Origin of the sequence: Paenibacillus sp. YPG26 (genome assembly GCF_023704175.1) — a bacterium.
Taxonomy (GTDB): Bacteria; Bacillota; Bacilli; order Paenibacillales; family Paenibacillaceae; genus Fontibacillus.
In genome coordinates this window covers 1,549,341-1,573,303 of record NZ_CP084530.1, presented here as the reverse complement: position 1 = coordinate 1,573,303, position 23,963 = coordinate 1,549,341, and the positions used below count along the sequence as shown (strand labels likewise).

Here is a 23,963-nt window from a genome sequence, read left to right as displayed (position 1 = left end):
ACATTAAGAGGATAACGTGCAGGTCAGACGATTTCAAGTTTGGCCTGTTTTTGTATGATTTTAGTAGAAAACATCTATCTGAAAATAAAAAAAGCCCCCAAAAGGGAGCTCTCGGCTTACAGTCACACGAAATTAAGATTCTTCCTGCGCGGAGACGATTTCGTTGTAAGCTTCTTCAACTTGACGCCATTCTTCTTCATCTTCGATATTGTAGAGCACCATCTTGTCGTCTTCTTCTTCCAGACGGAGAATAATGCCGTCAGCTTCCGGATTGTTACGTTCAAGCAGAAGAGCATAGACCTTCTCACTAACATCGAAAGTTTCAACGAGAACCATCTCCACATCCTGACCGTTCTCGTCTGTCAACGTGAGCACGAACTCCTCGTGATCATGGTCGTGATCGTGTCCGCAAGCTTCGTCGTGCTCATGTTTGTGATCGCTCATTGAAATACCTCACTTCGGGTTAATTTGTTAATTACTGTCGCATACTCTCGTATCGTAACATTTCCAATCATATAGGTCAATTTTGGATATGCTTCTTAATGCCTAACCGCCAATTGCATTTATGACCTTCTCACTAACCAGGACGTAGTCCTTGCTCTTGTTCATCTTCATATAGAAGTTGATCGTGTATTTGCCGGCAGTCTTGAAGTCATACGTGTAATCATGTGTCCTGAACCAGAAATTATCCTTCTGCTCCTTGCCCAGATCCTGGGACTGAATCGATTTCTCGGATCCATCAGGTCCCTTAATCGTGACCTTCACTGAACTGATGTCCACTTTCAGGCTGTCAATCTGGCAGAACACATTGAATTTAAGCTTACCCGCACTCACCTTACCAAAAGGCGTATCCCCTTTGAACAGAAAAATGTCCACATTCGGCTGGGTAAAAGCAACTCTTTTGGTCCCTTCATCATAGTCAATTAATCCATTCAATTCTCTTACGGGTACATAAGCTCTCCCATCCACCATGTAACCCCCGTCATCTATGTCCTGACCATTAATTATTAATCGAATCTTCTGCACAGCTGTATCGGCATAAATCATAGAACTGCCAAAGAGGGAAAAAGCCAGTACAAGTCCAGCCACTCTCTTCCATTTCATTCCCATACACCCTCCTTCATACCATGTTGTTATATGGTTATACTTCATATTTTCAATCAAGTTGCGGTCGTCCAGACCCTATTTTGTCCAGGCAGTCTTGACATGTTAAAGTATAGAAGTGAGATTAGTCCAGAGGAGTGAGATCATGGGTCTTCGATTACAAATGCTTGGCACAGGAGGAGCCTTTGCCAAGAAATATTTCAACAATAACGCACTGCTCTATACCGGTCATCAGACCCTGCTTATTGATTGTGGAGTAACCGCGCCAATCTCCTTATATCAGCTCGGTAAGACCTGGGCGGATATCAATGCTGTGTTGATTACACATATCCATGCGGATCATGTGGGCGGCCTGGAAGAGTTCGCTTTCCAAATGAAATACGTCTATCAACAGAAGCCGGTTCTCTACATTGCTGAACAGCTTGTGCAGCCGCTGTGGGAGCATACACTTAAGGGTGGACTCGGTCAGGATGGAATTGAGAGCCTGGAGGATGCCTTCGAGGTCAGACTGCTGCGGGAAGATCAGATAACACGCGTGGATGACTCCCTACAGGTCGAGATTATTCAGACGCCTCATATTGAAGGCAAGAAGAGTTATTCACTCTACCTGAATGGCGAAATTTTCTACAGTGCAGATATGACGTTTCAACCTGCCTTGCTGCAGCAGCTGGTGGGGGAACGGGGCTGCCGCAAAATTTTTCACGAGGTGCAGCTGACTGGCCAGGGCATCGTTCACACGACTCTAGATGAGCTTCTCACGCTGCCCTCCGAAATCCGCTCACAGATCAGCCTCATGCACTATGGAGATGAGATGGAGCAGTATCAAGGGCAGACAGCCGAGATGGAATTCCTGCGCCAGCATGAGATATATGAGCTATGAGCGCATTGGAGTCCCATTAGCGGTTGATTGACACGTACGGATCTGCCGCGATAGCAATTCATTTCGGTATTGAATGGTAAAGAGGCCATCCCGGCTAGGATGACCTCTTGCTTTTAACAGCTCATGTTATTCGAAATAAGGCAGGGCATCCAGATTGTTGGTCGGATCACCATCCGCATCGCCACGCAGATAGGTCTCTCCGTCCCTGCCCTTAAAAGCGTTAACGCCCGCAATAGAGCCTGCTTGGACTTCCTTCAGTGCTTCCTCGTAAGAGAGAACACGTCCAGATGAGGTCTTGAATGCGGATAGATCTCCATCCCCATTCTTCTGAACCGCTACGAACACTTCTCTGTCAGCATTAGGCATAAGTGGTCAGCTCCCTCTAAGTTCTAATTAATCACGTAATAGAAGGTAGCTTAACCCGTAGCCCTCTGGAATATTACAATTTCTTCTCCATTCTCACATGCAGAATCCCCGCGTCATAAAAGGGCTCTTCGGAGATTACCTTATACCCAAGCTTGGTATAGAAGCCTTCAGCCTGACACTGGCCGTCCAGAACGGCCTTCTCAAAACCGAGGTCTCTCGCCATTTGCTCCAGGGCAAGCATCAGAACCCGTCCGATGCCATGAGAACGAAATTCCTGGCGGACAGCAATCCGCTGGAGTTTGGCGGCATTATCCCTGTAGTAAGTAATCCGGCCCGTCGCCGCATATCTCCCATCCAGCTCAATCAGCACATGGTGGGAATCAGGTCCGATCACATCGAACTCGTCTATTTCAAGGTCCACGGGGACCTTCTGTTCCTGCACAAATACTTCCTTCCGGATCTCCAATCCTTGATTCAACTGCTCTTCCGTATGTACCGGTATAATGATGGCAGCCAAGACGTCACCTCTTCTAGTATGAATTAATCTTCAGCTGAATTATTATAACAAATAATATTAAGACAACAAAACAGTCGATCACTAAGAGATTCACTCCAGGATCGACTTTGACTGTAATCTGAATCTGCTCCCCGCAAACGGGTTACTGCCAATTATCCAGCTGCTCCCCACCCGGTGAATAGACATCCTCGATAACGGAAGGGTTGTAGACATCCTCTGTCACAGGTACATGGGGCATCGGGAAAGAAAACATGGAATCGCCAGGAACCCTTGTCGAATCATTCATGCCGCAGCCATTCAAAAATGCGAGTGAGCTGATTAATACGATCGTGAAGAGAGCCACTCTTGAGCCATGCCTAGTATTCCTCATTTGGTCTGACCTCCAGGTGTGTAATGAGCCTATTCCTTCCCATTTGAAGAGAGAATTATACAGCTGGAAGTTTGACATATGCTCACTAACCTGCTATGATATTATTTATCTAATCCATTTTTTGATCTGCTAGCTCAGCTGGGAGAGCACCATCTTGACAGGGTGGGGGTCAGTGGTTCGAGCCCACTGCAGATCATACTTGAAGAACCCTTACGGTGTAAGGGTTCTTTTGTTTTATCATTTACTCAAAAATGACCTAAGTGAAAATAAACGTACTTAGTGACTTTTGAAATTTCAACACATCTTCAATTAAGTTAAACATCAATTTATATTCTTTTGCACCAGTAGATATTATCAACCTATTTGTACTTGTAAAACCCTTTCTTTCTAATGCTATGGCATTAATCTTAGAGTAAGGAATAGATACAATAAATGATAAACTCATCTCATTAAGAGATTCTCGCTCTTCAAATATTACTCTCATATTTGTTAATACTGCTTGGTTTTTAAAAAGTGTATGTACTGATTCAATAGTCTCATCGTCTATGAGCAGATCTTCATAACCATTCTCAATGCTATTTACTTTCTTCCCGAATATCGCCATATTAACATCCTCTCAATGAATCCATTTAATTGTTTTTTTATAGTTATATTAACTCTAACCAGACATGATGGCAAATTCTAAACAACCATAAACTACAGTTACCAAGCTAGTCGCTAATAGCATAATCCAATCTTCCAAAAAAACTCCTACTCACTGTAATAAATACCCATACACAATCATACTATTAGATTATCTAGATTTGGTTAGAAATCACCATAAAAAGGGTAATATAGTTATGAAAGCGCAATCAAAGACTTTTGGCCTGTAAATGCTGTTGGAACGTTCTGTTAGTGGCTGTCTGGAACAATATGGCGGATATACAAGCTTGAAAACTAACTTTAATGTATCTAAACGGGTCTTGTCTACTGATTAGATAAGACTAAAGACTCATCTTTTATATTGCTCTCAGGAATATAGTCTCTTCGTCCGAAGTAATAGGTATGAGGAATTAATCTATCATGTGATGGGGGCTAAATTATGAAGACTAGTGCGGAGCTGGATCTGATTCAACTGAAAATGGCGGTTACATTGGAGCATGAGGTTGTAGTTAAATTATTTACTGGAGATATGATGACTGGAATCCCGAAATGGAACAAAAATCCTAAAGGCGTTCAGATTAGAACGGTTGAAGGTGCTGTATGGGTCCTGCTAGAAGAGATTGAACATGTGACAAGAATTATCCCTTTCAAATCATAAATGCTACATAAGCAATATTATATATTTGCAAGCACAAGAGGGTTCCCCACCGGGAGCCCTCTTATGCTTCTGTGTAAGTACGTATCTCCTCGCATTCGGCTATCTGTCATTAACCCGGCTAAATTACGTTTAATGGATTCAACTCACGACTAGGCGGGTTAACCTTACATATACCGGGAAATCCGGTGACATTCTATATCGTATATGAATGAAGGAGCTGAGTTGAACATGAGTATACCTGATGAGAATAGAAAACCGGGATTTAATGAGATCCCTGATGTAGATCCCAACCGTCCGGCAGCTACGGACGTGCTGGAAGACATGGTCGACGCTATTATGAATACCGGCGATGACGATGAAGCCAAGAAGAACTCCCAGAAGAAGGACAATCCCAACGACGATGGCACACAGCTAGTGTAGACAGACACACAGCTGTCTTGTAAGCAGAAAGAGCCCTGATTCAGGGCTCTTTCTGCTTACAACAGTACTCTATTATGTTTGCTTGCGCCGATACAGCGGCTTATTCTCCAGCGCACGTATAGGCGGCGTCCAACCTCCAGGATCGGCCATCGTATCAATTGCATCCTCGGCAGCCTGCATTTTGGCATCCAGCTGGTCAATCAAGTGAAGGGCCAAGGCTTCCGGCAGCTGAGGCTGAACCGGGCTTCCCCATTCTCCAAGATTATGATGGGAGAGAATCAGGTGCTGAAGCATAACGATTTTCTCGGAGCTGATATCCATGCCTTTGCGTAATGCTGCTTCTGTAATCCAGTTCACTGCAAGCGAGATGTGACCAATCAGCTTACCTGTAAAGCTGTATTCAGAGACGATCCCAAGCTCAGCGGTTAACTCTTCGGTCTTGGCGATATCATGAAGAATAATACCGGCGACGAGCAGATCACGGTTCAGGAACGGCCGCTGCATGACGATGAACTCAGCAAGCTCAAGCATCCGAACGACATGATATGCAAGACCCGCGTAGAAATTATGATGCATTCCCTTTGCCGCCGGATAATGTAGAAGCTTATCCCCCACCTTCTGGATGCATTCATCTACGATCCAGCGAAGCTCCTCATCCTGAATGCTGGCGGCAGCGCTTGTAATGGCATACACCAGATCATTCGGGGCGACGGGCGCCGACCTGATGAAATCGGTTATATGATGACCATCATCCGGGGAAGCAGGCCGAATCTGGGAGATCTTGAACTGCAGCTTATCCCGGTAAGTGTGAACCAGCCCTTTCACCTTAACCAGCATAGGCGCGAAGAAGGTTTCTTTGTCCGTGTGTGTCGCATCCCAGAACTTGGCTGAAATTTCCCCTGACGGGTCGGCAAGAATCAAATCGAGATAGTCCTTGGGTGCCGCTCCGTTCGTCTGCTTGATCCCTACGGACTTCAGCAGGTAGAATCCAATAATTTCTTCCCCATCCACAAATGCCTTAACCTGTTTCATCTGACAACTCCTATAAATATTAGATAGTAGACTGATATAAATCTACCATTTCTATTCTATTCCTACCACCTGATGCTGTGTGAAAATATTAGCCACCCGGTCAGCCTGCTCCGGCTTGCATTCCACCATAACAATCATATGTCCTTGAATCAAGTGTTCTTCATACTGACTGGCATCCTCCCGGGGAACTCCTGCCCCCATCAGAGCGACAATAAAGTCATCAGTACCCTCGCCGACCTTGGTTCCAGCCATCTTCCTGGCCGCTGAACCGGTTGCAATCAGTTCAACGGGCTCATCTTCAATCTCCGCAGTCACATTCTTCAGCATGCCGAATACACTTTTTCCCCCATTGCCCGCTTGGGGCTCACCCATATCTGTATTCTCGGAAATCTTATGCATATGCTTGATCTTGCATGACAACACAGATACTTCCTTCTCACCCAAGTCCGCTTTCTTAAGCTCATCAATCACAATGGACGTATCCTGTGATGTCTTGAATACTCCAATAATCAGCTTTGCCATGGTTATTCCCTCCCCGGTTACTTATTGACTATTACCCACTGGGGATTTAACGCCAAACATAGGACTTGCCCTGCGAGGTCATGCTCCTCGGAACTCTATATGAATCCCGGAGTTCTATGGAGAGGCAGGAATTTTTACATATCAACAGCCCAACAAGCTGGAACCTTACTAGGCACAGCTGTATATACTGAACCAAGACAAACGCCCACTTAGGAGGTATTATCAATGGCATATGGATTACAGCAGGACAATCAAGTGGTATATCAGGCGAACCCCAATATGGCACAGCAGCTAAAAGGGATCAAGGATCAAATTCGGAATCTTTGTTCCATTCACCTGAACCGTCCTGTCAAAGTAGTTACGATTGACGGCTATACTTACGAAGGAATTATCGTCAGCGCCGATGACCGCTTCTTGTACTTGAGCGTAACCGTTCAAGGCGATCAACGCTTTCTGGGAGCTCCCGGCAGCTTCTATTACAACAACACCATCCTGCCTCTAGTCCTCTATGAACTGTTGGTCATCACCCTGCTGATGTAGCCTCACCCGTTATATGAACAGAAGCCCCGGCAGTTGTTCCACACACCGCAGGGGCTTACTTCTCTATAGCCTCACTCAACAACCAGTTGTGTCCACTTATTCCCAAGGGCCTGCGGCTGATACCGCTTCATCTGATCCAGCAGATCTTCCGGCTCACTCGAGACCCTGATCAGGCTTAAGTGCGAATCATTAGAGAACCCTTCCTGAACGCTGTGCCTGATCAGCTCGATAAGCGGATCGTAATATCCATTAATGTTGAGCAGACCAATCGGCTTGGCATGTATCCCGATTTGTGCCCAGCATAATACCTCGAACAGCTCTTCGAACGTACCCAGACCTCCTGGAAGCGCTATGAATCCATCAGCGATTTCTCCCATTTTGGCTTTGCGCTCATGCATGCTCTCAACCTCTATAAGCTCCGTCAATTCCCGGTGCACGATCTCCCCGCGAAATAATCCTTTGGGCATGACTCCAATGACATGGCCTCCGCGCAGCAGCACTTCATTCGCGACTTCACCCATCAGCCCCAGCTTGGATCCTCCGTATACAAGACGGATACCCTGATCCGAAAGTGTACTTCCCAGCTGAATGGCCTGAGTCCGGTACTCCGGCTTCACACCGGGATTTGAACCCGCAAATACACATACTGTATTCATCTCTCAACATCACTCCTTATTCCTGTTAGCTCATGAGGATAACCCACATATAATCATTGTACTATACAGTGTATTAATTGTATTAAAAGCAGGCGAAAATATACATCGCGAGTCTACAAGCAGTGAAATTAACACACACATGGACCAACGTTATCACAAAAAAAGCACCCTTAACGGATGCTTCCTTAGTATCTGGAATTATGTGGGTTTAGCGGTCCATATGATAAGGGACCGTCGCAACAACAACATCCTTACGGGTGATCAGATAGGCCCGAATCATCAGGCTTGACTGGTTATGAAGCAGGTTCTGCCACCAATGCTTGGTAATGAACTGAGGGATAAGGATCGTGATATGGTCACTCTCGGCCTTCTTCCATTCTACCGTGTCTATAAATTTGCGCAGCGGACCAAGGATACTCCGGTAACGGGATTTCAGGATAATCAGCCGCACACCGGGATTCCATTCATTCCACCTTTGTTCAATTTTGCGGACCGACTCATCATCAAACCCTACATATACAGCCACCACATTGTCCGAAAGCGTCTTCGCATAGCTTACCGTATTCAGCACGACCCGCGTAACTCCCGCAACCGGAATAATCACTGTATTCCCCTTCGCGATGGGCTTCTCACTAAAGTGATCGATACGCAGCTGATCGGCTGTGTTCGTGTAATGCTGCTGAATTCTCATGAACATGTAGACCACGAGTGGCAGGAAAATAAAAATGACCCAGACCTGGCTAAACTTAGTGAAAATAAATATAAGCGTGATGGACAGGGTAGTCAGCATACCCACCGTATTAATGAAGAGCTTCAGCATCCAGCCAGAAGGCTTCAGCTTAATCCAGCGGATCATCATCCCCAGCTGGGACAGGGTAAAGGGAATGAAGACACCTACCGCATAGAGAGGAATCAAGCTCTCTGTATTCCCTTGGAACACCATGACCAGCACGGCGGACAGAATGCTAAGGAAGATAATCCCGTTCGAGAAGCCGAGCCGATCTCCCCGCACCATGAAGGCATGAGGCATGAATTTGTCTTTTGCCAGCATAAATGCAAGCAGCGGAAAAGCAGAATACGCCGTATTGGCCGCCAGGATCAGGATCACCGCGGTGGCACCCTGAATGATATAATACAGCACGCCCCGGCCAAAAGTGGACTCAGCGATCTGGGAGACCACCGTCTCCTCAGCCGCAGGCTTGATGCCGTACCAATACGCGAGCAAGCTGATTCCGATGAACATTCCTGCAAGAAGTATACCCATCATCATGAGCGTAGCCGCCGCATTCTTATCAGACGGCTTACGGAAGTTCGGAATGGCATTCGACATGGCCTCGACTCCGGTTAAGGCCGAACAGCCAGAGCTGAATGCTTTCAGGAGAAGGAACAGGCTTACACTTGATATGGTCTTGCCGAATTCAGGAGCGGCCGCGTGGGCTCCCCCGGTGATGTAATTAATGATTCCGCATATGATCAGGAAATAAATAGCTATGACAAAGAAGTAGATCGGAACAGCCAATATAGAGGCCGACTCCGTCACTCCTCTAAGGTTCATTAATGTTAGAATCAGAATCATGACTACGGCGATCAGAACCCGGTGGTCATGCAGTACCGGAAATGCGGAAGTGATCGCATCCGTTCCCGCCGAAGCACTTACCGCCACAGTTAATATATAGTCAACCAATAGAGAGCCACCAGCCAGCAGGCTTGGAGATAACCCCAAATTGTCTTTTGCCACGATGTAAGCCCCGCCGCCGCCGGGATAAGCGAATATAGTCTGCCTGTAAGATATAACAAGGATCGCCAGCAGCCCAAGGACGGCAATGGAGATAGGGATCGAATACCAGAGCGCCGCGAATCCGGCTGCCATCAAGACAATGAGAATCTGCTCCGTCCCGTATGCTACCGAGGATAAAGCATCTGAGGATAAAATGGCTAATGCCTTCAGCTTGCTCAGCTTCTCGCCTTCAATCTCGGTGGATTTCATGGGTCTGCCAATCAGCAGGCGTTTCAATTTTCCGGGCATATACAACTTCCTTTACGGTGGTTTCAATAGGTTCCTGCAAAGACACAAACCGTATTGTATATGGTTCCACAGAATTAATCCAGTACATAGATTACGTTTTGTGAAATAAAAATCCCCTCTCCTAAGAAAGGGGATGGTTCTGCTGATCTATAGCGCTGCTGTTGAATCGCGCTCAATAAGCATCGGAGGAATGCTCCAACGCACCATTTCCCTCGCGGAACTCAGCCGGGAGATGAGCAGCTCAACCGCGGCATCACACATGCCGGTCTTATTCACACGCATGGTTGTAAGCGGAGGATCCGAGGTCTCCGACATGTTCAAATCGTCAAAGCCCATAATAGATATATCAGCGGGAAGCCGTATTCCACGCGCTTGAAGAGCCTGACTGAGCAGCAGTGCGATCCGGTCATTTCCGCACAAGAAGGCTGTCGGCATATCACCCATACGATCCAGAAATCCGGTAATTTCCCGCTGGGTAGAATCAAATCCGTTTGAGTACGTCAGACACCACTTCTCTTCGATCTTTATCCCGCTGCTTTGCATGGCCCGCCAGAAGCCATACCAGCGCTCTTCATGACTTGTCGTCAGATTAGCGGGGCCGATGAACCCGATTCGCGTATGCCCTTTCCCTATTAGATAGTCAGCAGCTTCATAAGCTCCTTCCATATTAGCCGAGGTCACTACCGGGCAGTGCAGGTCCCGATAATAGGAATCAAGCATAACAAGAGGCGTGTCCAGCTTCCAGATCATCTCGGCATAAGCCTTATCCATAATCCCGAACAAGATTACGCCAGCATACTTAATATCTTCGAACAGCCCAGGCAGAATAAGATTCTTCTCCATCGTGTGATCTACTCTTACAATAATGGCATTATAACCGCTCTTCCGGATAGAGGACTCAAGACCCCAGATCATATCGTGATAAAAATGGAAATGGTCGTTGTCATCATAGCTGGTAACTCTGTCAGGCACCACTACAAGCAGATTTGGATGCTCCACCTGCTTCTGACCATAGGGACCGTACCCCATTTCCTTGGCCGTCTGGACAATCCGGCTCTTCATCTCCTCACTAACTCCCTTTTTATCCAATAGAGCGAGTGAGACTGCATTCTTGGATATTTGAAGCCTGTTGGCGATATCCTGCATGGATACTTTTTTGACGCGGGCCATAACTTGCAATCCCCCTTAAATGTGGTACACTGACTTTAATATTACTTTACACAGTCAACTTTTGTCAAGTATTGTCAAGTTGAATTGATTATCAGGAGGTACTTAATGTGAAGTATGCAATCGGGATCGATATCGGGGGTACGAAGACAGCTATCGGCATCATCTCTGCTGACGGGGATGTCATTCAGAAATCCTCCATTCCCACGAATCCGGCTGTAACCCCCTATGTTATGGTAGACCGTATCGCCCAGACTGTTCTGACACTTGTTCATGAGAGCGGTATTCCCGGCGAGGACATTGCCGGTGTTGGTATCGGAGCTCCAGGTCCGCTCAATACAGTTGAAGGACAAATTACTTGTCCTCCTAATCTGCCAGGCTGGCGCGACTTCCCGCTAATCCATGAATTGAAGCGCCATCTGCCCTACCCGATCAAGCTTGAGAATGATGCGACTGCAGCTACTCTGGCTGAGAAGTGGCTCGGTGCGGCGATGGATGCTCAGCATTTTGTATTTGTAACGATCAGCACTGGAATCGGTTCGGGAATCTACATGCATGGCAAGCTGATTACAGGTGCCAGCGGGAATGCCGGGGATGTGGGGCATTTTGTCATTGATTCAAGTGCGGGGCAGTGTGTATGTGGGCAGCGGGGATGCTGGGAATATGTGGCCTCAGGTACGGCTATCGCCAGACAAGCCAGCGAGCTGCTTGATCGGAGTGTAACTTCCAAGGAAGCATTCGAGCTGGCCGCTGGCGGTGACCCCGCCATGAAGGAGCTGATCGACCAGGTCTTCCGTTACATCGGCATAGGCTGCGTTACCTTAATCAATACCCTTGATCCCGAGAAAATAGTTATTGGCGGAGGTGTCTCCCAAGTCGGCGATCCCCTCTTCCATGCTGTACAGGACTATGTTGGAAGATACGCCCTTAATCCCTCCGGCCGGAAGACACCTATTGTTCCAGCCGCCCTGCAGCAGGACGCCGGACTCATTGGCGCGGCTGCACTTGTCCATATGTCTTACTAAATTTAAATACATTCAATCATCTGAAAGGAGAATTAACTATTATGAATCAACCTATTTTTCTGCAGCCGGTGTTCAAAGAACGGATCTGGGGAGGAACCAAGCTTAAAAGTCTGTTCGGTTACGAGATCCCTTCGAATGAGACGGGAGAATGCTGGGCCATCTCAGCACACCCCAATGGGCAGAGCGTAGTTGAGAATGGTCCGTTCAAAGGGATGGAGCTGGGCGAGCTATGGTCCAGCCACCAAGAGCTGTTCCGTTCGGACTCCAAAGTATTTCCACTGCTTACCAAGATCCTCGATGCCTCTGACGATCTGTCTGTACAGGTACACCCAGATGACACGTACGCAGGCGAACACGAGAATGGCGAGCTTGGTAAGACAGAATGCTGGTATATTGTTGATGCGGAGCCAGGTGCCGAGATTATCTACGGCCACGGTGCGCAGAGCAAGGAAGAGCTGGCAAGCTGGATTCATGAAGGGAAGTGGGATCAGCTACTGTCCAAGGTCGAGGTCAAAGCCGGAGACTTCTTCTACGTTCCAAGCGGCACGCTGCATGCCCTGGGCAAAGGCATCGTGGTCTTGGAGACACAGCAAAGCTCGGATACCACTTACCGTGTCTATGATTATGACCGCAGAGATGCGGAAGGGAACACCCGTGAACTGCATCTGGAAAAGGCCATCGAGGTTACTACCGTTCCTCAAGTGTACAAGGAAGGGACCTATCGTACAGAAGCTAAAGACCAGGCGGAGATTACTACCTTTGTAGCTAATGATTTCTTTACTGTTCAAAAATGGTCCGTTGCCGGCAAGAGTCATTTTGACCCGAGTTCAAAATACACGCTTGTCAGCATCATTGCCGGTGAAGGCGAGCTCCAAAGCGGCGGCGAAGTCTACCCGCTTCGCAAAGGAGATCACTTCATCCTTCCGGTTGAATTCGGGCCTTATGAAATATCCGGTAAGCTCGAAGCTATTGCTTCATGGGAATAACTGCAGCTGACCATTTGCTCACGTCCTAGACATACAGAAGCCTGCACCCTTTCAAGCTCAGCTTGACCGGTGCAGGCTTCTGTTTTGCTTAACTTAATTTTCAAAGTATCAACTCACTACTTAAGATTACAGCTGAAGATAACGTTCACGTATAAGCTTCAGATGATGCGCCGCGTGTCCAGCAATAATGTAAATTATCGCGCGTGCGGAGACCTGAGCTCCATTCGCTATTCCCGTGCGCTGCCACGCTTCATCGTCAAGCCGGTTGGCTAAGTCCAAAGTAGCTGTGCGGACGATAGAGAATTCTGCAAGAAGATCACTCAGATTGAAGCGTTCCGACCCGGCATATGCAACGTAATCGGATTCATTGAACCCAGCCAGCGGCGTGTTGTCTCCTCTTGCGATCCGCAGCAGCCGGTAGCTCATAATGCGCTCCGTGTCACTAATATGACCCAGCACTTCCTTAATACTCCACTTGCCCTCGGCATAGCGGAAGTTGGCCTTCTCTTCCGATAGATGCTTAAGCTGCCCGCCGAACTCATTGAGTTGGGACTGCAAATAAGCCAGAATCTCCCCTTCGGGCAGATCTTGAATATAACTCTCGTAATAAGCTGAAAATTCACCTTTTAGCGGCCGCTGTAATGACATCCTTCTAATCCCCCTTGTGGTGTCTAATCCTCCCAGACATCTTTCATCAGTGACTTAATCTCTCGGATGCGCGCTTCTGTCTCCTTAGGGTTCGCAACCCATTTCTTGCCGTCCCAGTCCACAACATCGCAGGTCTTAACAGAGGAATCTACCTGATCCAAAGGTACACTTGTTGTCTTCCCGTCAATTTCAATTACACAGCAGCCTTCTTCAAATCCTTCGACAATTCCTTTCATAACCAGCTCACCTTTCTGCTCTGATCTGAAGATGATGGCCATCCGTCAAGAACTCCACTGTTCCCTGGGTATCATTACGGTAGACCTTCACACCCTTTTTCTGCAACCGCTCAAGAATGGTCTGAGTTGGATGCCCGTACTTGTTGCCTCTTCCCGATTGAATGACAGCATATTGCGGATTCACCTTCTTCAGGAATGCCACGCTCGTAGATGATTTGGAACCATGGTGACCGACCAAAAGCACATTTGAGCGAAGATCGGCACCCGAGGCGAGCATATCTTGCTCGCTGTCCGCTTCAGAATCCCCTGTCAGGAGGAACGAGTGCTCACCATAAGAGACCTTCACTACAGCGCTCATATTGTTATTATCCTCATACTTCGTTAACGGGGCTAACATATGAACTTTAACACCGCTATCCAGGTTCAGTGTGAGATCACCCTTGGCCGAAGAGACCTTCAGGCCCTTGCGCTTAATCGAGCGAAGAACAGATTCAAATGTCTTCGTATTCGAGCTTATCTTGGGCATATAGATCCTGCCTATACTCAGCTGATCAATCACCTTGTCCAGTCCGCCAATGTGGTCCGCGTCAGGATGGGTTCCGATTACAATATCAAGTCTTGAGATTCCGTACTCCTTCAGCGTATCGAGCATAACCTGTTCCTTATCATTATTCCCTGCATCGATAAGCATGGCCTTGCCCGAAGGAGTAATGATTAATTGGGAACCTCCCTGGCCCACATCAATAAAAATGACACGCAGCTTGCCATTTCCGTCCACCGGGCCAATTGTGGAAGAATCCTTGGTGATGCCTGAGAATGAGCAGCCTGCAAGCAGACACAGGCATAGAATTAAGGCCGCATATCTTAAGATATGCTGTTGAACAAATGGAATGAGTCTAGTCATAGATGTTATCCTTTACATTAAGAACATTTGTTCCAATTATATTCCATTCGACAAAGTTATTCAATCTGTTACAACCCCAAAGCCCTAATCCGCTTGCTAAGTTAACCAGGTCATCGTTAGCATCTTTTTAATTCATCTTGGTTAATTTAAATATACCCGTTTATTCCGATAAAAACAATATGAATTAATATATAAGTACAAAGACCCACTCAACCTCGAATGGATCTGACTACAAACATATGATTCTGCTTCAAATATTTCTCTCCGGTAATTAGAATAACTTCATGTTCATTATGCTGGTGAATCGTAGTATGGTAATGGAGCAGCTTATTGGCCCTCCACACAGCAACCGGGGATTTGAAATAGATCGCGTTATCGAATTGCACCCGGTTCTTCATAATATACCCTACAGAGTGAGGCGCAGCCTTCTCTGTCTTCGTCTTCAGTACTCTTCTGGCCACTCTTCTGCCTCTGCTGCCGGGTTGAATCTTGATAATATCATCCAGCGGTACCGCGATTGAGCGGGGACCCAGAATCAGCTTATTCGCCGCTTTGTCCCATGCTTCAATCGTACCGGTATATATGTCCTCCTGGCTCTGACAGTACACGATGACTTCCTGCCCGATCCAATCCTCATAACGCATGGCCCGTTCTCCTTCTCCAGTAACTTATAACAATGGATGTGCCCAATAAATGATCCTGCGTGAATATGATCCATTGGGTCTTTAATTCTTTTTCCATATTCAAAAGACAAATTCCTGCTAGCCGAGCTCCCAGTTTATCTCTTGCCTGCCCTGCTGCTTAAGAAACTCGTTCGTCCGGGAGAACGGTCTGCTTCCGAAGAATCCCCGTCTAGCCGCCAGCGGACTCGGGTGCGCCGACATGATGACCTCATGCCGGGAACGGTCAACGATAGCCCCCTTCTTCTGTGCCGGAGCTCCCCAAAGTATAAATACAAGAGGTTCGGTGCGCTGGTTGAGCGCCTCAACAATGGCAGTAGTAAAGGTCTCCCAGCCCTTTCCATGATGTGACCCCGCTTGTCCTTCCCGTACGGTAAGCACATTGTTCAGCAGCAGCACACCCTGTTCAGCCCACGGGGTAAGTGTTCCGGTATGGGGCACAGGGACTCCGAGATCACTCGCCATTTCCTTATAAATATTTCTAAGAGACGGTGGGATCTTAATACCAGGAAGCACGGAGAAGCTCAGACCATGCGCCTGCCCCGGTCCATGATATGGATCCTGTCCCAAAATCACTACGCTTGTATTTGAATATGAGGTCAGCTTAAGCGCTTGAAACAAAAATTCTCTTGGCGGATACACTATATGCTCCTTATACTCCTCATCAAGCCAAGACATCAGTTCCTTGAAATATGGCTTGTTCATCTCTTCCTCTAAAATGTCATCCCAATCGTTACCGAACATGCTGTTCTCCTCCTTGCCAGTCTTTACTTGCAACTTACCCATATTCATAGTTCCGACGCTTCATAAAACAGCACAAGGCCGCCTCTGTAGGAACAGAGACGGCTTTATCTACTCCAAGCCTATGTATTTCGAATGCCGAGGACGGAGGTCGAACCCGTACGATAGTCACCTACCGCAGGATTGTAAGTCCTGTGCTCATCAACCTTACTGCACCTTTCCACCTTCTACTACCAGTTCATCCGTGTAACCTTCACCATACACATCATGCAAGGTTTCTTTGTAGGCCTGGTGAATGAACTTCTCCTTGCCCAGGGCTTCGATCTCATTGTTGAGCCAATTCAGCAGCTCAGTATTGCCTTTAGCGACCGCCGGGGCAATCGTATCCTGTCCACCAAAGGCCGGGATACTTACCGTAAAGCCTGGATTGGACTTAGCCCAAGCAATCAGCTCGGTATTGTCATTAGCAATTGCAGCACCTCTGCCGTCTTTCAGTGCCGCAAAAATTTCAGTATACTGATCGAATTTCAGCAGCTCAATATCTGGATAATTCTTGGTGAAATAGGTCTCCGCGGTTGTCCCTTTGGCTACAATCAATTTCTGCCCCTTCGCCTTCAGCTGGTCAATAGAAGTAATTGGAGCACTGTCCGGAGACACAATACCGAAGGATAACTTCATATATGGATTGGCAAAATCAACCTTTTGCTTTCGCTCATCTGTCACTGTGAAATTCGCCATAATTATATCAACCTTATTCGACTCCAGATAGGCCACGCGGCTGGCTGCGTCAACCAGCACGAATTCCGCCTTGGACTCATCCCCAAGCAAATCCTTGGCGAATCTCTTGGCAATATAGACATCAAAGCCCTGATTCTTGCCTTGAGAGTCCACATAACCGAATGGCGGCTTGTCCGCAAAAACGCCGATTCTAATCTTACCGTCCTTCTTCAGCTGTTCAATTGAGGCAAATTTGGAGGAACCGCTGCTAGCTTCCTTACTGTCCCCTGAGCTCCCGCATGCCGTTAGCCCCAATAACAACATACTCGCCAGTATCAATCCCGTCAATGCTTTAATCTGTCTCTTCATTTCTCTTCTCCCTCGCTTCTTATAATTTGTTGTAATCAAATATATTTAGAAAGTGCTGTGCACGTTCTGTCACAGGTTCAGTGAAGAACTGTTCCGGTTCCGCAATCTCACAAATCTTGCCCTGATCCATGAACACAATCCGGTCCCCCACCGACTTGGCGAATCCCATCTCATGTGTCACGATCAGCATGGTCATCCCCTGATTGGCAAGTCCAAGGATTACATCCAGCACCTCGCGCACCATCTCCGGATCAAGCGAAGCCGTCACTTCATCAAAGAGAATGATATCAGGGTTCATACACAGCGCCCGGACGATAGCGATCCGCTGCTTCTGGCCTCCCGAAAGCTGCCTTGGATAGTCATTCCTCCGTTCGAAGAGCCCAACCCGGCTGAGCAGCGTCTCCGCCTGCTGCCTCGCTTCCTTAGCCTCTCTTTTCTGTGCCTTCAACGGACCAAGCAGTATATTCTCAACGACCGTCATATGCGGAAAAAGCTCATAGTTCTGAAATACCATCCCGATATGCTGCCTGATCTCACGCCAGTTCACAGCTGGCCCGGTCAGATTCCGCCCCCGGTAATGAATGCTCCCACCCTGAACCGGCTCCAGACCGTTCAGACATCTGAGAAAGGTACTTTTGCCGCAGCCCGACGGACCAAGAATTACAGTAACCTCTCCCTTCTTCACCTGGAGATGAATTCCGTCCAAGACCAGCCTGTCTCCATAAAATTTCTGTAATCCCTGCACGTTCAGCAGAATTTCAGCATTCTCAGTCATTTAGATCTGTCCTTTCATGTTAGACCTGCCATCTGCGCTCGTACTTCCTGGACAGCAGCGATAAGGGATAACATACAAGAAAATAAAGAATAAAAATAAAGCCGTATACCCAGAATGAAGCGTTCGGAGCTTTGATTACACCAAGCTCTATTATCTGCTGTCCAATCTTCACTACATCGATGACACCAATCAAAACAACCAGCGAGGTCGTCTTGACCATGCGTGTGGCCAGGTTAATGGCCCCTGGGAGCATTCTACGTACAGCCTGAGGAATCAGGACATACCTATACAGCTGGGCGCTGCTGAGCCCAAGGGCTTTGGCCGATTCCGACTGATGCTTCGGCATGGATTCAAGCGCACCGCGTACGATATCCCCAATCTCCGCTGCGCCCCAGAGACTGAATACCAATATTGCTGTGGTCTCCCCGCTAATCTCGATGTGAAGCAGTGGCGAAAAGCTGAAGTGAACCACATACAACCAGACCAGAATCGGAATAATCCGAAAAGCTTCAAGGTACAGCCTAAGAACAATACGCAGCGATCTGGACCGGACCGTTCTAAGCAGCCCCATAACCACACCCAGAATGGTTCCGATTATAATTGAAATAAAGGCTATTTCTATCGTGACAAGCAGCCCGCCAAGCAAGCGGGCAAAGTTTGACCCTTCAAACAGCACCTCAACCCCCGAATTCCGCATGTCTAACCTTCCTTTCGATCCAGGACAGCAGCAGAGATAATGGAAGCACCAGCACAAGATAGGCCAGCACCAGCAGAAGCAGTGATTCCGCTGTCTTGTAATGCATTCCAATCAGGTCCTTGGCTACATTCATCAGATCCATCAAAGCAATGGCACCTACAATCGAGGTTTCTTTCAGCAAAAAGATCGCGTTCGCCCCGAGCGAAGGGACACTGATAGCAAAGGCCTGTGGGAGTATGACATATCTGGCAAGCTGCACCTTGCTAAGTCCAATGCTTAAACCTGACTCAATCTGCGCTGTGCTTACGGCATCAATTCCGCTTCGGAAGGCCTCAGTCATATATCCACCGCCCAGGAATACCAGACCTATGGCAGCACAGTTGAACTCACTCAAGTGCAGCCCTATTTTGGGCAGTCCATAGTATAGGAAGAATAGTTGTACGAGCAAAGGAGTATTCCTGGACACCTCAACGTAACCGAGAATTATACTCCGAAGTCCCTTGATCCTGTAGAACAGTACTAGACTGAACAATAATCCCAAGATCATGGATAAACTAATGGCGATTAGAGCTAATTCAATAGTCAACCACATGGCGTCCATGTAAAGCGGGAGACTCTCACCAATAAACTTCCAGTCTAAATTCATAGTTCCCCCTTCTGTATACAAATTGATATGTATATGTACTAGTGAAGTCTATCCCAAACTTCCAGGGTGAAATATGATATATTTCATATTATTCCAACCCGTTAAGTTGTATTTAAGATTATATTGGAATCTTCCTAATCTGTCCAGATGCTGGATTACCTTGTAGATTGTAGGAGCTAAGATGGGGTTTCGGGAGCACAAAAAAAAGACCGCCCGGCCCCCATACTTCTTGAGTGCTGTGCGATCTTTTTTCTGAGTTCAGGTACCTAATTAATTGGAGAAATTGTCCTTCCTGAAATCAAGATATACTGTAATAGATTAGGCTTCTTAGTTAGAACCCCTCCCGTATTTTCGATATGTTTAGTTATAAGTGAGTCCTATTTTACAGGGAGTCTATTTCTATCTTTTATATCGACTGATCTATAAGGGATATCCAATAAGCCGCCCTCATCAAAATAAATGATTGTAGATAAATTCTCTTCCCCTTTCGGAATATCTTTTCCGGAGATGTTTTTGGCGACAAGATTCAAGTTAAGTTCAGTAGTGTTCTTATTAAGCCAAGTGCTGAGCGTATAATAGAGCGGTTGAAACGCATTTGAGTCTATTGTTCTAGATATAGCAAGACGGTCATCATCAAGAAGATATTTCAGGCGCCCTTCTTTAAGCAATCGATCATCCTTTAACGTAATTACGTTGTTAATTGAAGTAGCATTGAATGCAAATGAGTCGAATAAAATACGGGCAGGTATAATCATATATCCCTTTTCCAGTACTGGCTGCGTGTCCATTTCAACTTGATTTCCATTCACCTCAGCAAGATGACTGCCACCTTGAATCTTAACGACATTATCATTCTGTGTAATTGTGGCTGAACGTGAAGCAGCATCATAAGTAATAGAGGCTCCTAACAATTCACTTGCTGCTCTTACAGGCAACATGAGCCGGTTCTGCTTATCAATATAAGGCGCTTTAGGATAAGTATAGGCAACATAATAATCATTCATTTTTAAAATAATTGGGGTTCCCCTTGGGACTTGACGCATGGCTATAATTTGCTGCACCCAAGGTTAATAGAAAAATAAACATAAACGAGATGCACTTTTTAAGCTTCATGTTTTCCATAACACTCCTTTTCTGGTATATAAATAACAAACGCCAAAATTGGAAGTATGTTGCAGAATGAAGCTGAATAATCAGTTCGAACAAGATAGCTTGAAATTTAGATCGTTAGCGTCATATTAACAAAACCACATAAATAAAAAAATCAAGGGTTCCAACTCAGAAGAGCTGAAACCCTTGATTTCATTGATGCCGAGGACCGGGATCGAACCGGTACGGTAGTCACCTACCGCAGGATTTTAAGTCCTGTGCGTCTGCCAATTCCGCCACCCCGGCGTAATTACGCCATAACGTCTTTCCATGATTAGCGACGAAATAGATCATATCATGTTGCTAGCTATTATGTCAATACTCGACTCATTAGGTAGAATGTATGAACGGCCTCTTTTCCCACATAATAAGTGGATATCATCATTCATTAAGGAGGCACCCATGTATAAATGGCGGACAACAGCCCTTACTCTAACCTTAAGCATTGGCATAATCTCAGGTAACGGGAGCCCTGCCGCGGCTCTAGGGGCACCTATGGGACGAGATTATTTTGAACCCCGTGGGGAAATCGTATGGGAGGTTCCTACCGAGGACAAGGTGGTTGCTCTTACTTTTGACGACGGACCCGATCCTAAGCAGACTCCTGTCATCCTTGATCTGCTCGGACAGTATCAAGCCAAAGCTACCTTCTTCGTGGTTGGTAATCGGGCAGCACAATACCCGGAACTTCTTAAAGAGGTATTTCAGAAAGGGCATGAGATTGGCAACCACACTTACAATCACACGTATTTCAATGCGAGCAACTCTTCCCAATTATTTGATAAAGAAGTCACCCGCGCTGAAGAGTTGATATATAATGCTACAGGAAAGCATTCCGTTTTGTTCCGCCCGCCAGGCGGATTTTACAACAAAAGTATTGTCACTTCGAGTCATAGCAAAGGCTATCAGCTTGTCCTGTGGTCTTGGCATCAGGATACACGGGATTGGGCAAGGCCCGGCGTGAACCGGATTGTGAGCAGAGTGCTTGGCAATCTCCGCAGCGGCGATATCATTCTGATGCACGACCGTGTGGAAGGCAGCTCCCAAACAGCGCTCGCTCTAAAGGCCATTTTGCCAGAGATCCAGAAACGCGGCTATCGCTGTGTAACTGTCAGTGAGCTCTTGAAGCATCAGAAGCATGCTCAACCGGTTAAGGATGTGCAGCATAATGGTCAGAAGAAGACGGGACTATAGAACAGCACAAGCTGCGGGCCCGAAGGCCCGCTTGTTCCTTGTATAACAACTCAGATCCACAGACCGCGCGAGATGATCACCAATAGTATAAAGAGTACGAGAATATACCCTGTAGACGACCAGATTCCTGCCGATGGTGCGGGAGTGTGACACACAGGCTGCTCATAAACAGGTGGACAGTGGTGATATCCAGCTCCATGCAGATGCATATATCCATGCTCATATCCCTGTGCCGGAGCGGTATAAGCCGGGCTCTGCATCGGGCCGCTGTATCCCATCCCCATTTTCTTGTTCTCTGACATTCCCATTGGCGCATTATTCATTATTTGTTCCTCCTTGATAGTTGGCTTACCCTACCATATGCCTGCTCTGGCCTGGTGGGCTGGGTGTCCGCCCCTTTGGAGGAAATAAATGCAGCGTACTCTCAGCAAAATCTGAGCCTGCTACCCTTCTTTGTTGTCCGGAGCATTTCTCTTCAGGTTGTTCACGACTTCCAGAAGGGGTGTCATGAAGCTTTCACGCTCCTTGTCCAAAATGGACTGAAGCCGATCTCGATCCTCTTCTGCCCTGTCAAGCAGACTACGAGGTACCAAGTCACCCCTAATTATCATTCGGATGATGATGCCAACGATCAGGAGCAGAATGAACGACAAGACGACAGCAAGACCATAACGCTCGGCCAGTGGCAAAAGTTGTTGGATAATCGATACATCAGTGTTAGGCATCTTAAAAACCTCCTTTTTAATTAAGGGATATGTATATGCATATCCCATGATCCAATGTGTCCATAGCAACAAAATGTTGCCTGTGTAACCCAATTATACGCAACAAATTGTTTCTGTCAACTTGAATAAGAAACAAATTGTTGCGTATTTTCTTTCACATAGGTATAATAGAACTAAGCGAGGTGATGAAGTGTTTACGGAACGATTAACTCAGCTCAGGCTCTCGAGGAGCTTGACCCATCAAGATATGGCTGATAAATTAGGAATGACACGGCAGGGGTACGGGCATTATGAATCCGGCAAGCGCACCGTCGATTCCGAAACCTTGGCTGCCCTCGCAGATATATTGGAAGTAGATGCCGATTACCTGCTAGGCCGAACCTCACAACCTAAGTCTTTGCAAGAAGAGACCGGAATTGCCTTCTACGGCGGACCGGACCAGTACAGCCAGGATGAGATTGAAGTCATGGAAGCTGCACTTAAGGCTTACCGCGAACAAAAGAAGAAGCTGCTGCGTTAGCAGGAACTGCCCTTAGGTTTAAGGGCATTATTTTTCACCTATAATACGAACATACATTCCCTAAGTGGAGGAATAAGTTATGGATTTATCTTTATACTATGAAACCGAGCTTGAACAATGGATTAGTTCCCGGTACATACAGCATGGAATTCTGTGTCCCTCAGATCTGGATATAGATGAAGTATCCACTGCCTTCAAAGTTGATCTTGTCGAATATGAAGGCCCTCCCTTCAGCTGCAATATGACGGATGTCATTTTTTTGCCTAAAGGGATAGATACGCTCACCAAGAGACTCGTGTACTTCCACGAGCTGTGTCATGTTCTGAGACATGCGGGTAATCAGAGACAGATGCCGGAACTCTTCCTGCAGCAGCAGGAGATCGAGGCAGAGCGGTTTATTCAATATGCGGCGGCCCCCTTTTACATGATTAAAGAGCTGCCCCTTGGAGAGAGCCAGAAAGAGGCGGTTGAGCTGATTGCCTCGGAATTCACTCTTCCCTACAAGTTCTCTTATGCGAGGCTGCTGCAGATTCAGAACCGGATTCTTAACCAGATTACCGCGCAGGAGAACGCCAGGATACCTGGTGGGAACAGAAATGAAAGAGATGCTCAGGAATTATGTATACAGTCTGAGGAGACTCAGAGGATAATGACTCAGCTGTCCAGACAGCTCAGCAAGGGAGTGAAGAAATTATGGCAAGAATAGGAGTAATAGCTGAATTCGACATAGAAGCCCGGGCTCCAGCAATTATACTGGTCAAATTAAGTCCGGATGAGCTGGACTGGTCCACCCTGCTCTATATTAAGGCAACTCCGCCTTGGGAGCAGTTCGAGCCGGAGGAGTTTGGAGATATGAACGGAGTTACGGTGTTGCTTGAAGATATTTTAATGGTGCAGGGGAACAAGGACTTCATTGGGATCGACCTTCCCCGTCTCTATCAGCGTCATCAGAACCAGGATATTGGTCAGCTGATCATTCGTCTTCAAGATGTGGAAGAGGTGCTGAATGCATATACGTAGAGTGTGTATAAAAAAACCGGAAAGAGCTATG

Annotated in this window: 33 protein-coding genes and 2 tRNA genes; 11 read left to right on the top strand and 24 right to left on the bottom strand. The window is 46.9% G+C overall.

Features of this window, described 5'->3' with window-relative positions:
• Positions 1 to 132 precede the first annotated feature (132 nt).
• Together LDO05_RS07310 and LDO05_RS07305 are read right to left on the bottom strand one after the other, a co-directional pair.
• On the bottom strand, positions 133 to 444 hold the full coding sequence (locus LDO05_RS07310) for a DUF1292 domain-containing protein (protein WP_251378192.1): 312 nt from the start codon (positions 442 to 444) through the stop codon (positions 133 to 135).
• Positions 445 to 546: 102 nt separating this feature from the next.
• The gene (locus tag LDO05_RS07305; RefSeq protein WP_251378191.1) at positions 547 to 1,104 is read right to left on the bottom strand and encodes a copper amine oxidase N-terminal domain-containing protein; all 558 of its coding nucleotides are present in this window, start codon (positions 1,102 to 1,104) and stop codon (positions 547 to 549) included.
• Positions 1,105 to 1,249: 145 nt separating this feature from the next.
• Between LDO05_RS07305 and LDO05_RS07300 the strand changes: the two genes are divergently transcribed.
• Entirely contained in the window at positions 1,250 to 1,984 is a 735-nt protein-coding gene (locus tag LDO05_RS07300; RefSeq protein WP_251378190.1) for an MBL fold metallo-hydrolase, read from the top strand.
• Positions 1,985 to 2,110: 126 nt separating this feature from the next.
• On the opposite strand, the gene LDO05_RS07295 is transcribed toward LDO05_RS07300, so the two are convergent.
• From LDO05_RS07295 to LDO05_RS07285, 3 genes are all read right to left on the bottom strand, one after another.
• Entirely contained in the window at positions 2,111 to 2,350 is a 240-nt protein-coding gene (locus LDO05_RS07295) for a DUF3892 domain-containing protein (protein WP_251378188.1), read from the bottom strand.
• Between the two features lie 73 nt (positions 2,351 to 2,423).
• Complete coding sequence (locus tag LDO05_RS07290) at positions 2,424 to 2,867, bottom strand: GNAT family N-acetyltransferase (protein WP_251378186.1); 444 nt, start codon at positions 2,865 to 2,867, stop codon at positions 2,424 to 2,426.
• Between the two features lie 142 nt (positions 2,868 to 3,009).
• Complete coding sequence (locus tag LDO05_RS07285) at positions 3,010 to 3,237, bottom strand: hypothetical protein (protein WP_251378185.1); 228 nt, start codon at positions 3,235 to 3,237, stop codon at positions 3,010 to 3,012.
• A gap of 123 nt (positions 3,238 to 3,360) precedes the next feature.
• Here LDO05_RS07285 and LDO05_RS07280 point away from each other — a divergent pair.
• Positions 3,361 to 3,433: transfer RNA gene (locus tag LDO05_RS07280), tRNA-Val, on the top strand.
• Positions 3,434 to 3,493: 60 nt separating this feature from the next.
• Here LDO05_RS07280 and LDO05_RS07275 read toward each other — a convergent pair.
• A complete protein-coding gene (locus LDO05_RS07275) occupies positions 3,494 to 3,841 on the bottom strand; it encodes a PH domain-containing protein (protein ID WP_251378184.1) in 348 nt (115 codons plus the stop codon).
• A gap of 477 nt (positions 3,842 to 4,318) precedes the next feature.
• Here LDO05_RS07275 and LDO05_RS07270 point away from each other — a divergent pair, with 477 nt between their 5' ends.
• Together LDO05_RS07270 and LDO05_RS07265 are read left to right on the top strand one after the other, a co-directional pair.
• Positions 4,319 to 4,537, top strand: a complete 219-nt coding sequence (locus LDO05_RS07270) for a hypothetical protein (RefSeq protein WP_251378183.1) — start codon at positions 4,319 to 4,321, stop codon at positions 4,535 to 4,537.
• Positions 4,538 to 4,765: 228 nt separating this feature from the next.
• Positions 4,766 to 4,957 carry a hypothetical protein gene (locus LDO05_RS07265; protein ID WP_251378182.1) on the top strand — a complete coding sequence of 64 codons (192 nt, stop codon included), beginning with the start codon at positions 4,766 to 4,768 and terminating at the stop codon, positions 4,955 to 4,957.
• Between the two features lie 72 nt (positions 4,958 to 5,029).
• Here LDO05_RS07265 and LDO05_RS07260 read toward each other — a convergent pair whose 3' ends face one another.
• Positions 5,030 to 5,989, bottom strand: coding sequence for a 3'-5' exoribonuclease YhaM family protein (locus tag LDO05_RS07260; RefSeq protein ID WP_251378181.1), 960 nt, complete (start codon positions 5,987 to 5,989; stop codon positions 5,030 to 5,032).
• A 51-nt stretch (positions 5,990 to 6,040) separates the two neighbouring features.
• A complete protein-coding gene (locus tag LDO05_RS07255) occupies positions 6,041 to 6,511 on the bottom strand; it encodes a general stress protein (RefSeq protein ID WP_251378180.1) in 471 nt (156 codons plus the stop codon).
• A 225-nt stretch (positions 6,512 to 6,736) separates the two neighbouring features.
• Between LDO05_RS07255 and LDO05_RS07250 the strand changes: the two genes are divergently transcribed.
• A complete protein-coding gene (locus LDO05_RS07250; RefSeq protein ID WP_251378179.1) occupies positions 6,737 to 7,051 on the top strand; it encodes a hypothetical protein in 315 nt (104 codons plus the stop codon).
• A gap of 71 nt (positions 7,052 to 7,122) precedes the next feature.
• On the opposite strand, the gene LDO05_RS07245 is transcribed toward LDO05_RS07250, so the two are convergent.
• From LDO05_RS07245 to LDO05_RS07235, 3 genes are all read right to left on the bottom strand, one after another.
• A complete protein-coding gene (locus tag LDO05_RS07245; RefSeq protein ID WP_251378178.1) occupies positions 7,123 to 7,707 on the bottom strand; it encodes an LOG family protein in 585 nt (194 codons plus the stop codon).
• A 208-nt stretch (positions 7,708 to 7,915) separates the two neighbouring features.
• On the bottom strand, positions 7,916 to 9,733 hold the full coding sequence (locus tag LDO05_RS07240; RefSeq protein ID WP_251378177.1) for an APC family permease: 1,818 nt from the start codon (positions 9,731 to 9,733) through the stop codon (positions 7,916 to 7,918).
• 147 nt (positions 9,734 to 9,880) lie between these two features.
• The gene (locus LDO05_RS07235; protein WP_251378176.1) at positions 9,881 to 10,903 is read right to left on the bottom strand and encodes a LacI family DNA-binding transcriptional regulator; all 1,023 of its coding nucleotides are present in this window, start codon (positions 10,901 to 10,903) and stop codon (positions 9,881 to 9,883) included.
• Positions 10,904 to 11,010: 107 nt separating this feature from the next.
• Between LDO05_RS07235 and LDO05_RS07230 the strand changes: the two genes are divergently transcribed.
• Both LDO05_RS07230 and manA read left to right on the top strand, forming a co-directional pair.
• Positions 11,011 to 11,925, top strand: a complete 915-nt coding sequence (locus tag LDO05_RS07230) for an ROK family protein (protein ID WP_251378175.1) — start codon at positions 11,011 to 11,013, stop codon at positions 11,923 to 11,925.
• A 41-nt stretch (positions 11,926 to 11,966) separates the two neighbouring features.
• A complete protein-coding gene (manA, locus tag LDO05_RS07225) occupies positions 11,967 to 12,911 on the top strand; it encodes a mannose-6-phosphate isomerase, class I (protein ID WP_251378174.1) in 945 nt (314 codons plus the stop codon).
• Positions 12,912 to 13,037: 126 nt separating this feature from the next.
• On the opposite strand, the gene LDO05_RS07220 is transcribed toward manA, so the two are convergent.
• The 11 genes from LDO05_RS07220 to LDO05_RS07170 form a co-directional block, all read right to left on the bottom strand.
• Positions 13,038 to 13,559, bottom strand: coding sequence for a DinB family protein (locus LDO05_RS07220; protein WP_251378173.1), 522 nt, complete (start codon positions 13,557 to 13,559; stop codon positions 13,038 to 13,040).
• A 23-nt stretch (positions 13,560 to 13,582) separates the two neighbouring features.
• Positions 13,583 to 13,795, bottom strand: a complete 213-nt coding sequence (locus LDO05_RS07215; protein ID WP_251378172.1) for a DUF3006 domain-containing protein — start codon at positions 13,793 to 13,795, stop codon at positions 13,583 to 13,585.
• A gap of 7 nt (positions 13,796 to 13,802) precedes the next feature.
• Complete coding sequence (locus LDO05_RS07210; RefSeq protein ID WP_251378171.1) at positions 13,803 to 14,699, bottom strand: ComEC/Rec2 family competence protein; 897 nt, start codon at positions 14,697 to 14,699, stop codon at positions 13,803 to 13,805.
• Between the two features lie 209 nt (positions 14,700 to 14,908).
• The gene (locus LDO05_RS07205; protein WP_251378170.1) at positions 14,909 to 15,343 is read right to left on the bottom strand and encodes a hypothetical protein; all 435 of its coding nucleotides are present in this window, start codon (positions 15,341 to 15,343) and stop codon (positions 14,909 to 14,911) included.
• Positions 15,344 to 15,460: 117 nt separating this feature from the next.
• Positions 15,461 to 16,123, bottom strand: coding sequence for a uracil-DNA glycosylase (locus LDO05_RS07200; RefSeq protein ID WP_251378648.1), 663 nt, complete (start codon positions 16,121 to 16,123; stop codon positions 15,461 to 15,463).
• A gap of 204 nt (positions 16,124 to 16,327) precedes the next feature.
• Positions 16,328 to 17,206, bottom strand: a complete 879-nt coding sequence (locus LDO05_RS07195) for a cysteine ABC transporter substrate-binding protein (protein WP_251378169.1) — start codon at positions 17,204 to 17,206, stop codon at positions 16,328 to 16,330.
• Between the two features lie 19 nt (positions 17,207 to 17,225).
• On the bottom strand, positions 17,226 to 17,981 hold the full coding sequence (locus tag LDO05_RS07190; RefSeq protein ID WP_276575570.1) for an amino acid ABC transporter ATP-binding protein: 756 nt from the start codon (positions 17,979 to 17,981) through the stop codon (positions 17,226 to 17,228).
• 19 nt (positions 17,982 to 18,000) lie between these two features.
• Complete coding sequence (locus LDO05_RS07185) at positions 18,001 to 18,678, bottom strand: amino acid ABC transporter permease (RefSeq protein WP_251378168.1); 678 nt, start codon at positions 18,676 to 18,678, stop codon at positions 18,001 to 18,003.
• The gene (locus LDO05_RS07180) at positions 18,659 to 19,324 is read right to left on the bottom strand and encodes an amino acid ABC transporter permease (protein WP_251378167.1); all 666 of its coding nucleotides are present in this window, start codon (positions 19,322 to 19,324) and stop codon (positions 18,659 to 18,661) included. The genes LDO05_RS07185 and LDO05_RS07180 overlap by 20 nt, the downstream gene beginning before the upstream one ends.
• 377 nt (positions 19,325 to 19,701) lie before the next feature.
• The gene (locus LDO05_RS07175) at positions 19,702 to 20,385 is read right to left on the bottom strand and encodes a copper amine oxidase N-terminal domain-containing protein (RefSeq protein WP_251378166.1); all 684 of its coding nucleotides are present in this window, start codon (positions 20,383 to 20,385) and stop codon (positions 19,702 to 19,704) included.
• A 248-nt stretch (positions 20,386 to 20,633) separates the two neighbouring features.
• Positions 20,634 to 20,719 (bottom strand) — tRNA-Leu (locus LDO05_RS07170).
• A gap of 156 nt (positions 20,720 to 20,875) precedes the next feature.
• Between LDO05_RS07170 and LDO05_RS07165 the strand changes: the two genes are divergently transcribed.
• Complete coding sequence (locus LDO05_RS07165; RefSeq protein ID WP_251378165.1) at positions 20,876 to 21,667, top strand: polysaccharide deacetylase family protein; 792 nt, start codon at positions 20,876 to 20,878, stop codon at positions 21,665 to 21,667.
• 50 nt (positions 21,668 to 21,717) lie between these two features.
• Here LDO05_RS07165 and LDO05_RS07160 read toward each other — a convergent pair whose 3' ends face one another.
• Positions 21,718 to 21,822, bottom strand: coding sequence for a YjcZ family sporulation protein (locus LDO05_RS07160; protein ID WP_251378646.1), 105 nt, complete (start codon positions 21,820 to 21,822; stop codon positions 21,718 to 21,720).
• 288 nt (positions 21,823 to 22,110) lie between these two features.
• The gene (locus LDO05_RS07155; protein WP_251378164.1) at positions 22,111 to 22,392 is read right to left on the bottom strand and encodes a hypothetical protein; all 282 of its coding nucleotides are present in this window, start codon (positions 22,390 to 22,392) and stop codon (positions 22,111 to 22,113) included.
• 247 nt (positions 22,393 to 22,639) lie between these two features.
• Between LDO05_RS07155 and LDO05_RS07150 the strand changes: the two genes are divergently transcribed.
• The 3 genes from LDO05_RS07150 (at position 22,640) to LDO05_RS07140 (ending at position 23,932) form a co-directional block, all read left to right on the top strand.
• Complete coding sequence (locus tag LDO05_RS07150) at positions 22,640 to 22,912, top strand: helix-turn-helix domain-containing protein (protein ID WP_251378163.1); 273 nt, start codon at positions 22,640 to 22,642, stop codon at positions 22,910 to 22,912.
• Between the two features lie 79 nt (positions 22,913 to 22,991).
• Entirely contained in the window at positions 22,992 to 23,618 is a 627-nt protein-coding gene (locus tag LDO05_RS07145) for an ImmA/IrrE family metallo-endopeptidase (protein WP_251378161.1), read from the top strand.
• Positions 23,606 to 23,932, top strand: a complete 327-nt coding sequence (locus tag LDO05_RS07140; RefSeq protein WP_251378160.1) for a hypothetical protein — start codon at positions 23,606 to 23,608, stop codon at positions 23,930 to 23,932. The genes LDO05_RS07145 and LDO05_RS07140 overlap by 13 nt, the downstream gene beginning before the upstream one ends.
• Positions 23,933 to 23,963: the final 31 nt, after the last annotated feature.

Coding starts and splice junctions, on each gene's coding strand:
- LDO05_RS07310 (WP_251378192.1), bottom strand. CDS start 444: ATGAGCGATCACAAACATGAGCACGACGAAGCTTGCGGACACGATCAC.
- LDO05_RS07305 (WP_251378191.1), bottom strand. CDS start 1,104: ATGAAATGGAAGAGAGTGGCTGGACTTGTACTGGCTTTTTCCCTCTTT.
- LDO05_RS07300 (WP_251378190.1), top strand. CDS start 1,250: ATGGGTCTTCGATTACAAATGCTTGGCACAGGAGGAGCCTTTGCCAAG.
- LDO05_RS07295 (WP_251378188.1), bottom strand. CDS start 2,350: ATGCCTAATGCTGACAGAGAAGTGTTCGTAGCGGTTCAGAAGAATGGG.
- LDO05_RS07285 (WP_251378185.1), bottom strand. CDS start 3,237: ATGAGGAATACTAGGCATGGCTCAAGAGTGGCTCTCTTCACGATCGTA.
- LDO05_RS07275 (WP_251378184.1), bottom strand. CDS start 3,841: ATGGCGATATTCGGGAAGAAAGTAAATAGCATTGAGAATGGTTATGAA.
- LDO05_RS07270 (WP_251378183.1), top strand. CDS start 4,319: ATGAAGACTAGTGCGGAGCTGGATCTGATTCAACTGAAAATGGCGGTT.
- LDO05_RS07265 (WP_251378182.1), top strand. CDS start 4,766: ATGAGTATACCTGATGAGAATAGAAAACCGGGATTTAATGAGATCCCT.
- LDO05_RS07260 (WP_251378181.1), bottom strand. CDS start 5,989: ATGAAACAGGTTAAGGCATTTGTGGATGGGGAAGAAATTATTGGATTC.
- LDO05_RS07255 (WP_251378180.1), bottom strand. CDS start 6,511: ATGGCAAAGCTGATTATTGGAGTATTCAAGACATCACAGGATACGTCC.
- LDO05_RS07250 (WP_251378179.1), top strand. CDS start 6,737: ATGGCATATGGATTACAGCAGGACAATCAAGTGGTATATCAGGCGAAC.
- LDO05_RS07245 (WP_251378178.1), bottom strand. CDS start 7,707: ATGAATACAGTATGTGTATTTGCGGGTTCAAATCCCGGTGTGAAGCCG.
- LDO05_RS07240 (WP_251378177.1), bottom strand. CDS start 9,733: ATGCCCGGAAAATTGAAACGCCTGCTGATTGGCAGACCCATGAAATCC.
- LDO05_RS07235 (WP_251378176.1), bottom strand. CDS start 10,903: ATGGCCCGCGTCAAAAAAGTATCCATGCAGGATATCGCCAACAGGCTT.
- manA (WP_251378174.1), top strand. CDS start 11,967: ATGAATCAACCTATTTTTCTGCAGCCGGTGTTCAAAGAACGGATCTGG.
- LDO05_RS07220 (WP_251378173.1), bottom strand. CDS start 13,559: ATGTCATTACAGCGGCCGCTAAAAGGTGAATTTTCAGCTTATTACGAG.
- LDO05_RS07215 (WP_251378172.1), bottom strand. CDS start 13,795: ATGAAAGGAATTGTCGAAGGATTTGAAGAAGGCTGCTGTGTAATTGAA.
- LDO05_RS07210 (WP_251378171.1), bottom strand. CDS start 14,699: ATGACTAGACTCATTCCATTTGTTCAACAGCATATCTTAAGATATGCG.
- LDO05_RS07205 (WP_251378170.1), bottom strand. CDS start 15,343: ATGCGTTATGAGGATTGGATCGGGCAGGAAGTCATCGTGTACTGTCAG.
- LDO05_RS07200 (WP_251378648.1), bottom strand. CDS start 16,123: ATGTTCGGTAACGATTGGGATGACATTTTAGAGGAAGAGATGAACAAG.
- LDO05_RS07195 (WP_251378169.1), bottom strand. CDS start 17,206: ATGAAGAGACAGATTAAAGCATTGACGGGATTGATACTGGCGAGTATG.
- LDO05_RS07190 (WP_276575570.1), bottom strand. CDS start 17,981: ATGACTGAGAATGCTGAAATTCTGCTGAACGTGCAGGGATTACAGAAA.
- LDO05_RS07185 (WP_251378168.1), bottom strand. CDS start 18,678: ATGCGGAATTCGGGGGTTGAGGTGCTGTTTGAAGGGTCAAACTTTGCC.
- LDO05_RS07180 (WP_251378167.1), bottom strand. CDS start 19,324: ATGAATTTAGACTGGAAGTTTATTGGTGAGAGTCTCCCGCTTTACATG.
- LDO05_RS07165 (WP_251378165.1), top strand. CDS start 20,876: ATGTATAAATGGCGGACAACAGCCCTTACTCTAACCTTAAGCATTGGC.
- LDO05_RS07155 (WP_251378164.1), bottom strand. CDS start 22,392: ATGCCTAACACTGATGTATCGATTATCCAACAACTTTTGCCACTGGCC.
- LDO05_RS07150 (WP_251378163.1), top strand. CDS start 22,640: ATGGCTGATAAATTAGGAATGACACGGCAGGGGTACGGGCATTATGAA.
- LDO05_RS07145 (WP_251378161.1), top strand. CDS start 22,992: ATGGATTTATCTTTATACTATGAAACCGAGCTTGAACAATGGATTAGT.
- LDO05_RS07140 (WP_251378160.1), top strand. CDS start 23,606: ATGGCAAGAATAGGAGTAATAGCTGAATTCGACATAGAAGCCCGGGCT.